The organism is uncultured Campylobacter sp. (genome assembly GCF_938040115.1).
Taxonomy (GTDB): Bacteria; Campylobacterota; Campylobacteria; order Campylobacterales; family Campylobacteraceae; genus Campylobacter_A.
In genome coordinates, this window is sequence record NZ_CALHXD010000320.1 from 1 (window position 1) to 8002 (window position 8002).

The 8002-nt window shown below is 43.6% G+C and carries 8 protein-coding genes and 5 tRNA genes; 8 read left to right on the forward strand and 5 right to left on the reverse strand.

The features are described 5' to 3' along the window. A partial coding sequence (locus Q0314_RS10790; protein WP_298058903.1) for a DUF4209 domain-containing protein occupies nucleotides 1–559 on the forward strand: 559 nt, incomplete at its 5' end. Nucleotides 560–683: 124 nt separating this feature from the next. Here Q0314_RS10790 and Q0314_RS10795 read toward each other — a convergent pair. From Q0314_RS10795 to Q0314_RS10815, 5 genes are all read right to left on the reverse strand, one after another. Then, nucleotides 684–773: transfer RNA gene (locus Q0314_RS10795), tRNA-Ser, on the reverse strand. A gap of 30 nt (nucleotides 774–803) precedes the next feature. Next, nucleotides 804–959, reverse strand: coding sequence for a hypothetical protein (locus Q0314_RS10800; protein WP_004321784.1), 156 nt, complete (start codon nucleotides 957–959; stop codon nucleotides 804–806). Nucleotides 960–978: 19 nt separating this feature from the next. Continuing rightward, nucleotides 979–1052 (reverse strand) — tRNA-Cys (locus tag Q0314_RS10805). 10 nt (nucleotides 1053–1062) lie between these two features. Beyond that, nucleotides 1063–1149: transfer RNA gene (locus tag Q0314_RS10810), tRNA-Leu, on the reverse strand. A 25-nt stretch (nucleotides 1150–1174) separates the two neighbouring features. Then, nucleotides 1175–1249, reverse strand: a tRNA-Gly gene (locus Q0314_RS10815). Nucleotides 1250–1367: 118 nt separating this feature from the next. On the opposite strand from Q0314_RS10815, the gene Q0314_RS10820 reads away from it, so the two are divergent. The 7 genes from Q0314_RS10820 to nrfD form a co-directional block, all read left to right on the forward strand. Next, nucleotides 1368–1443, forward strand: a tRNA-Ala gene (locus tag Q0314_RS10820). Nucleotides 1444–1581: 138 nt separating this feature from the next. Beyond that, complete coding sequence (locus Q0314_RS10825; protein WP_298058907.1) at nucleotides 1582–2277, forward strand: response regulator transcription factor; 696 nt, start codon at nucleotides 1582–1584, stop codon at nucleotides 2275–2277. After that, nucleotides 2261–3700 carry a DUF3365 domain-containing protein gene (locus Q0314_RS10830; RefSeq protein WP_298058910.1) on the forward strand — a complete coding sequence of 480 codons (1440 nt, stop codon included), beginning with the start codon at nucleotides 2261–2263 and terminating at the stop codon, nucleotides 3698–3700. The genes Q0314_RS10825 and Q0314_RS10830 overlap by 17 nt, the downstream gene beginning before the upstream one ends. A 97-nt stretch (nucleotides 3701–3797) precedes the next feature. After that, nucleotides 3798–5864: a cytochrome c3 family protein gene (locus Q0314_RS10835; RefSeq protein ID WP_298058911.1), complete on the forward strand. Its 2067-nt coding sequence runs from the start codon at nucleotides 3798–3800 to the stop codon at nucleotides 5862–5864. Nucleotides 5865–5918: 54 nt separating this feature from the next. Then, nucleotides 5919–6731 (forward strand): FKBP-type peptidyl-prolyl cis-trans isomerase N-terminal domain-containing protein, encoded by an 813-nt coding sequence (locus Q0314_RS10840; protein ID WP_298058913.1) that lies wholly within the window; start codon nucleotides 5919–5921, stop codon nucleotides 6729–6731. A 36-nt stretch (nucleotides 6732–6767) separates the two neighbouring features. Further along, entirely contained in the window at nucleotides 6768–7451 is a 684-nt protein-coding gene (locus Q0314_RS10845) for a 4Fe-4S dicluster domain-containing protein (protein WP_298058915.1), read from the forward strand. 1 nt (nucleotide 7452) lies between these two features. Beyond that, nucleotides 7453–8002: NrfD/PsrC family molybdoenzyme membrane anchor subunit (gene nrfD / locus Q0314_RS10850; protein ID WP_298058917.1), on the forward strand; the 550-nt coding region annotated here is incomplete at its 3' end.

Consider the following 8002-nt stretch of genomic DNA (forward strand, 5'->3'; position numbering starts at 1 on the left):
AAAAGATGATCGATTAAAACATAAAATGTACCAGCAATACTATATACACATCAAGTTGGCGGTAGAAGGCAGTATACTGCCCGCATTTTGGCAAATTTTAGAGGAATATAGAGTGCCTATGCGCTTCATTTATGATATTTGCAGAAATTCTAGCGCGGTTCCGGCTGGCAGGGCAGATATCTGGGCGCAAGGCTTATATTACGGCTTTGATAGAGACTTTTTGGTTTCAAGTCATTTGTTGATACCTCAAATAGAGCATTTGGCGAGAATTTTATTGCGACAAGAAAAAATCCCTACGACTACTATCGATGAATACGGCGTAGAATCGGAAAAAAGCATAAACTCGCTTTTGCAAGAACCAAAAATATATGAATTGCTCGGGAGAGATTTGACGGAAGAGCTAAAATTTTTACTAACGGAGCCGATGGGGCTAAACTACAGAAATAAAATATGTCACGGACTAGTCGGCGAATCTCCAAACGATGCCGATATTTATATTTGGTGGCTTTGCCTTAGGCTAGTGGTTAATAATTGTGTTTTATTCGGGGTTACTCGCTAGAATTTATTACTTTAACTGCAAATAATACACGCGATAAAATCAAAAAAAATTACTAAAATTTAAAAAAATACAACTAAAAGTTGGGGATACTCATATATTAGGAGTTAATACAATAATTAAATAGTGGCCGGGAGATAGGGATTCGAACCCCAGGAGGCTTTCACACCTCAACGGTTTTCAAGACCGCCGCTTTCGACCGCTCAGCCATCTCCCGTAAAAATATTTTGGCTAATTATAGCCAAATTTATTCGGTTTTTTCCTTAACGTAGGAAGCGCCTTTGTTGACTTTTTCCTTTGACCATTCAACGGCGTTATTTGTGTCCTCTTTGGCTCCGCGCCAAGTATTTGAACAGCCAACCATAAACAAAGCGGCAGATAATAGCACTAGTAAATAACGCATTTTCTCTCCTTATAATTTTTGGAGGCGACACCCGGATTCGAACCGGGGATCAAAGCTTTGCAGGCTCATGCCTTACCACTTGGCTATGTCGCCTAAAAGTCAATGGTGCCCGAAACCGGACTTGAACCGGTACGGTAAAAATTACCGAGGGATTTTAAGTCCCTTGCGTCTACCATTCCGCCACCCGGGCAAAAATTCCCTAAATTTAAAACCGATGGAGCGGGAAACGAGATTCGAACTCGCGACCCCAACCTTGGCAAGGTTGTGCTCTACCCCTGAGCTATTCCCGCATTTTTGTTTGAAAAATGAGATTTTAGCTGATTTTTGCTTAAAATTTTATTTTATTTCGTCAAATTTCAAAATTTCGTAAGATAAAAATGATATAATTCCAAAATCTTTTCGACGATTGGGGTTATAGCTCAGCTGGGAGAGCGCTTGAATGGCATTCAAGAGGTCGGCGGTTCGATCCCGCTTAACTCCACCATCTTTAAATTTATTCCCCAAATTTTACATCATCAAAAACTTTGATTAATTTATGTTTTATGGTTAATATCTAAATCCTTAAAAATAGTATTTTAAGCTTGCTTGTGTTAGTATCGGCAAAATTTAGTACGAGAAAAAGATGCAAGATTACTCCGTTTTAGACGTTTTATCCAATAAAAAAGTCCTTTGTTTAGAGGATGAACCTTATATATTAAAAAATATGATCGACTCTCTCGAGCTGTTTTTTGCCGAAGTAAAAGGCGTAAGCGACGGTATCGAGGCGCTAGACGAGGCTATGAGCGGTTCATACGACGCGCTCGTCCTAGATGTCAGCGTCCCGCACATGGACGGTTTAGAGGTAGCTAAAAAAATCCGCTGTGCAAACCGCAAAATCCCGATCGTAATCATCTCAAGCCATACCGAGCAGGAGTATTTGTGGCGTGCGGTTGAGCTAAAGATCACGAGATATCTATCAAAGCCTTACGATAAAGATACGTTTATAAAGGCACTAGAAGACGTCGCGATGGAGCTCATCGACCATACGCCTATGTTTAATATTAATAGCGAGCTCAAATACGATTTTAGCAAAAAAATCATATATATAAAGGAAGAGGCCTGTCGCCTCTCCAAAAGCGAGAGCAAGCTTTTGGAGTATTTTTTAAACAACAAAAACCAAACCATCACTTACGAGCAGCTGTTTGACTACATGTGGGAATTTGAACAGCCGACCAAAGAAGCCATCAAAACCATCGTAAAAGAGCTGCGCCGCAAGATCGGCAAGGACACGATCAGAAATTTGTACGGCGTAGGATATCTATGTGAAGTCCAAATTTAAATTTATCATCCTGCTGCTCGTCGTTTTGTACGGCGCCATTACCGTTTTGGTTTTTAACTTTTACCGCGATCTTGCCCTAAAAGACGCCAAGCAGGAGGCAGTTTACGTGCTAGATGCGATGAACGGCATACGCGACTATATCTCTACCGTCCAGCGCCCCCTCATAGATGAGTTAAAAGATCACGGCGCGATAGACAAAGACCTTTTTGACCCCAGACTCATGTCCTCATCCTATATCACGCGTCAAATTTATAAAATCCAGCTCGCCAAAAAAAACATAAACTACGACTACAGACTAACGGCGACGAATCCGCTAAATCCCGAACACGAAGGCACGGAGTTTGAAAATGAAATTTTAGAAGGGTTTAAAGAGGGCAAATACGAGGTCTACTCTGACGTAATCAAAGACCAAAACGCCTCATACTTTTTCGTCGGCCTTCCTATCAAAAACTCCCACCCGTCATGCGTCGAGTGCCACAACATAAATAGCGCGCCTAAAAAAATGCTCGAACAATACGGAAATTTAAATAATTTCGAGGGCAAAGTTGGCGACACGATAGCAATGGTGAGCTTTAAAATCCCGGTAAAAAGTATTTTGCTCTATCATAAACAAGAATTTATCGTTAGCGGCGTGGCGATCACGGCGATATTTGCGGCGTTTTTATTTTTTGTTTATAAAATCCACAAAGGCAACGAAAAAACCAAGATGCAAAACGAGCTTTTGATGATAAATCAAAGCCGCCTAGCCTCGATGGGCGAAATGATCGGCAATATCTCGCACCAGTGGCGTCAGCCTCTAGCACAGATCAGCTCGACTTTAGTAAATTTGGAGCTTTACTCCGAGCGAGGCAAGCTAAGCGAGCAGAGGCTAAAAGAGGCCATCGAGGAGGCAAACGAGCAGGTCAAATTTATGTCAGGCACTATCGAGGATTTTAAAAATTTCTTTAATCCAAATATGCCAAAGAGCGAATTTGAAGTAAAGCAGGCCATAGAGCAGGCTTGTAAAATTTTAAACGCGACGCTCAAAAAGCACGTCATCGACGTAAAAGTCGAGATAAAAGAAAATTTTACGCTTTACGGAAACATAAACGAGCTTATTCAAATTTTAATCAACGTCATGAATAACGCCAAAGAAGCATTTTTAAACCTGCCGCAAGAGCGGGCGCAAGCAAACCGATGGCAAATTTTAATAACCGCCCTTTTGCAAAACGGCGAGCGAGCGATAACGCTCGAAAATAACGCCGGTAATATAGATAAAGGCGTGATAAATAAAATTTTCAAGCCGCATTTTACTACAAAAAAATCAGGCAGCGGGCTTGGGCTATATATGAGCAAGGTAATAGCCGAAAAAAATAACGCCCGAATTTACGCACAAAATATAAATAATGGCGTAGTATTTACTATTAAATTTAAAAATTCATAATTTATTAAATTTCCCCTTTTTTCGCCCCCTTTTTACGATAGCATTATCAGTATGAAATCTTTTTGATTTTAGATCCAAAATTTATAAGGAGGGCGCAATGAGGAATTTAAGTAAAACCTTATTAGGTTTGCTTATGGGCGTTAGCGTCTTCGCATCGCAAGCCTGTTGCGAAGAACACAACATGCAGATGTCTCAACAAGCGCGAGACGTCATAGCAAACCCAAAAGGCACGCTTCAAAGTAGAGGCGTAATATCCTTGCAAGACTACATCGTAGAAGAGCAAGAGATGTATGAGTGGCTGTTTAAAAACCACCCGATTTTCACAAAATACGGCGGTAAAACAGTCGGTAAACTGGACGTTCACGACCGTGGACTTGAGTGGCTTGCCGAAGGTCACGGCTTTGACATGTCAAAAGCTAGTAAAAGAGACGGCGGTAAAGGCTACAGCTCTATGATGTATAGGATACCTGCGGGTTCGTCTTTGCAGTTTCCTAACAAATTCGTAGGATCCGAAAAGTGCGGCGAGTGCCACCCTGCGCAGTACGAGGTATGGAGCAGATCGCGCCACGCCACTACTATCCGCTTCCCTGGCGAGCACCCAGAGGTTAACAACAACCTAACCGATCCGGTATTTAGCCCAGACACTGCGTCCATCTTGCCTCAAGGTATTACTCCAGACGTTATTTACGCAACCGTAGGACACCTAAGAACCAAATTCGGCTACGTAGACGCGTGGCTTTTGCGAGGAACTTACCACGTAGAGGGCGGTTTGCTACGAGACGGCACGGGTCAGATCGTAGCGGGCGGTAACCAGTTCCAAAGAACTTGGGCGTTAAATTTAACTCCTGAAACAGTTAAGAAAATCAAAGATTTCGTTCCTGATTTCCCAGAAACTCTAGCTGATTACGGCGATAACGGCGGATACGTCAGAGGTCTAGCCTCGTACGCGGCTAAATACAAAAAGTCAATGTTCTTCCAAGCAAACGGCTCTTACTGCGAAGTTTGCCACCCGTTCAAATTTGACTTTAAAACTAAGAAAGAGTTCTATGCGGCTCTTGGTAATGCCAAAGAGCTTCAAAAGCACACTATCTCTAAAGGCGTAAGCTGTGAGGAGTGTCACGGAGCCGGCGGTCACCTTGACGGAGCTACAAACTTTAGAACATCAAACTGCGAACGCTGTCACCAAAGATTTAACTACAGCCCAGACCTAGCTAGAGCCAATCCTCTAAACCAAGGCAAGCTTGACCTATCTCTAAGCTCTAAATTTAAATCAATGGGACCAGGATGCGGATCTGAGGGTTCACAATCATACTTTACCGCTCACTACGATAAAGGCATGCGCTGCACCACTTGCCACGATCCTCACGATAACACAGGTCCGGTTGTAGGCGACAAGACTATCAAGGGCGTAAACTATAACTCAGAGCAAGGCTACCTAAGTGCGCTTTACACTAAACCAAAAATCAGAAAAGATTGTCAAGATTGCCACAAAGAGCAAGCATATATCGCTTCTAGAGCCGATACGCACAAAGACAACACTTGCGCATCTTGCCACATGCCATTCATGATGAGCTGCGAGAACTTCTACGCTATCCAGTTCCAAGATAACGCTGGATTCGATACTCAAAGAAGATCTCACATCTGGAAAATCGACGTAGATCCTGCTAGAAAATCTCTAGTTGCGGGCGACGCGGCTAAAGGACCGAGAGATGCTAAAGATTGGCACTTCCAAAGAGATAAAAACGGACATAACTTCGTTGACCTAATGTGGGCGTGCGCTAGAACGTCTTGGGCGGATAAAGATATGCAAGATACTAAAGGCTGCCACAGCCCTGTTCTATCTGAGCTAAAACCTACTCTGCACTTCAAGAACCAAAAACAGGTTTATGACGAAGTAATGGGATGGCAAACCCCTGTTAAAAACGACTTCTCTCAAGTCAAAATCGGTATCGAGGGACTTTATGCTATCTTAGAAACTAAGAAACTAAGCCCTAGCGATAAGACAAGAGTTTATGAGCTAATCGAAAAAGCGCAAGACACTGTCGACTTGCTACAAAAAGACGGCTCATGGGGTATGCACGGCTTTAAATATACAAAACAAAGACTCGACGCTTCTAAAGAGTACATCAAAGAAGCCCAAAGAATCATAAATAACAATTTATGATGCGATTACGGACGCCGCAAAAGTGCGGCGTCCAAATTTAATAAGGTAAAATTTATGCGTTTTAAACTTAGCAAAAACCCGATTTTAGCTCTTTGCCTAACGGCCGGTTGCGTCTTGTGCGCTAGCGCGGCGGATAAAGAGGCGATGACGCAAGAGCAAAAAGAATCATACAGTATCGGAATTTCAACCGGAACATATATCTCCGCACAACTAAAAAAACAAGAAAGCCTAGGCGTTAAATTTGACAGCAAGGCTATTTTAGATGGTTTTGCAGATGCCTTTAAAAAAGAACAAAAACTAACGGACGAAGAAATAATCTCTCTACTCAATCAAAGGGACGAAAAATTAAATAAGCTAACCCAAGACGCGCTTAAAAAAGCGCTTGAAAAAAATTTAAAAGAGGGCGAAGAATTTATGGCGAAAAACGCCAAAAACAAAAAGGTCAAAACGACTAAATCAGGGCTTCAGTACGAAGTCATGGCTGTCGGCGACGGCGACAAACCAAGACCTGAGAGCGTAGTCGCGCTAAACTATAAAGCTTACCTCATAAACGGCAAAGTTTTTGACGATACGTACTCTAGAAACGAGCCTGCGATCCTTTCTATGGTAAATTTAATAGACGGCCTACAAGAGGGCCTCATGATGATGAACGGTAACTCAAAATATAAATTCGTCATCCCGTCTCACCTAGCTTACGGAGACGAGGGCGCAGACGAGATACCGGGCGGCTCGACGCTGATTTTTGAAGTCGAGCTAGTAAAGGCGCTAAAACCTGGCGAACTAGCCGGCGCAGCCAAAAAACTAAGCGAAACTCAGCCGCGCAATTTCCATGGCGCGCATAGCCACGGAAGTAGCGTTGGTAGATAAATTTAGGATATTTAATCCATACGGATGGAGAAGAATATGAAAGAGCAAAATACAAGAAGGACGTTTTTTAAATTCCTTGCTTCGGGCGCGGCGGTTGCGGGAGCGACTAGCGTACTGGGCAAGAGTATAAATTTAGACGCCCCTACGGAAAACGGCAAAAAGCCGCACTACGGCATGATATTCGATCAGAATAAATGCGTCGGCTGCACCGACTGCGAGATCGCCTGTAAAAAGGTAAATTCGGTTCCGAAAGGTCAGATGAGGCTTTTTATCCAGGATAAAACCGATCCGCTAAATTTAAAAGAAAAGCGCTACGTCAGGGTCTCCTGTCAGCAGTGCGAGGACGCGCCGTGCGTGAACGTCTGCCCGACAAAAGCCTGTCACAAGGACGAAAAAACCGGCATCACGACGATGAATACCGATGATTGCATCGCCTGTAAATACTGCATCGTCGCCTGTCCTTACGACGTGCGCTTTATAAATCACGAAACAAGAGCCGCAGAGAGCTGCAACTTCTGCTTGGATACGAATTTAAAAGACGGTCACGAGCCCGCCTGTATCGAGGCGTGCAGATACGAGGCGATCGTATTCGGCGATCTAAACGACGAAAGCTCGCACATCAGCAAGCTACTTCGCGTAAAAGACAGCCTGCGCATGCATCCTGAGTGCGGCACGAAGCCGAGCCTGCGCTATATTCCTGCGGTTAAATTGGGGGTGTGATATGAACGGAGCTATAAATTTCACTGCGACCTTCTCGCACGGCGTAGAGTGGGGCTGGCCGATAGCGGTTTATCTTTTGCTAGCGGGTATGAGCGGCGGCGCTTTGATCGTCGCGATCCTCATCAAATTTTACAAAAAACAGACCGAAAGCACGCCGCTATTTAAAGCCGCGTCGCTGCTATCTTTCGTAGCGATCTTACTCGGTATGGTCTGCCTGGTAGCCGATCTTGAGCGACCGCTACTTTTTTGGAAAATTTTGATTAATTATAATTTCACCTCGGTTATGTCCGTGGGTGTTGCGGCGCTTTGCGTCTATATCCCGCTTAGCTTCGTAGCCTGCCTTTATGCGTTTGAAGATTGCTTAAGAGAGTTTTTGACGCGCAATCTTAGCTTTTTAAAAGGTCTTTTCGAGCTTGTGATGAAAATCGTAAACGCGCTTCGTCCGCTACTTCTTGCACTCACGCTTGTTTTTGCGGTCGCGATCTGCGCCTATACGGGCTTTTTGATCTCGGTTTTAGTTAGATTTCCTATCCTTAATACAGCCGTTTTGC

What these genes read in the sequence shown, in the direction of transcription:
- Q0314_RS10800 (WP_004321784.1), bottom strand. Translation starts at nt 959, where the DNA reads ATGCGTTATTTACTAGTGCTATTATCTGCCGCTTTGTTTATGGTTGGC.
- Q0314_RS10825 (WP_298058907.1), top strand. Translation starts at nt 1,582, where the DNA reads ATGCAAGATTACTCCGTTTTAGACGTTTTATCCAATAAAAAAGTCCTT.
- Q0314_RS10835 (WP_298058911.1), top strand. Translation starts at nt 3,798, where the DNA reads ATGAGGAATTTAAGTAAAACCTTATTAGGTTTGCTTATGGGCGTTAGC.
- Q0314_RS10840 (WP_298058913.1), top strand. Translation starts at nt 5,919, where the DNA reads ATGCGTTTTAAACTTAGCAAAAACCCGATTTTAGCTCTTTGCCTAACG.
- Q0314_RS10845 (WP_298058915.1), top strand. Translation starts at nt 6,768, where the DNA reads ATGAAAGAGCAAAATACAAGAAGGACGTTTTTTAAATTCCTTGCTTCG.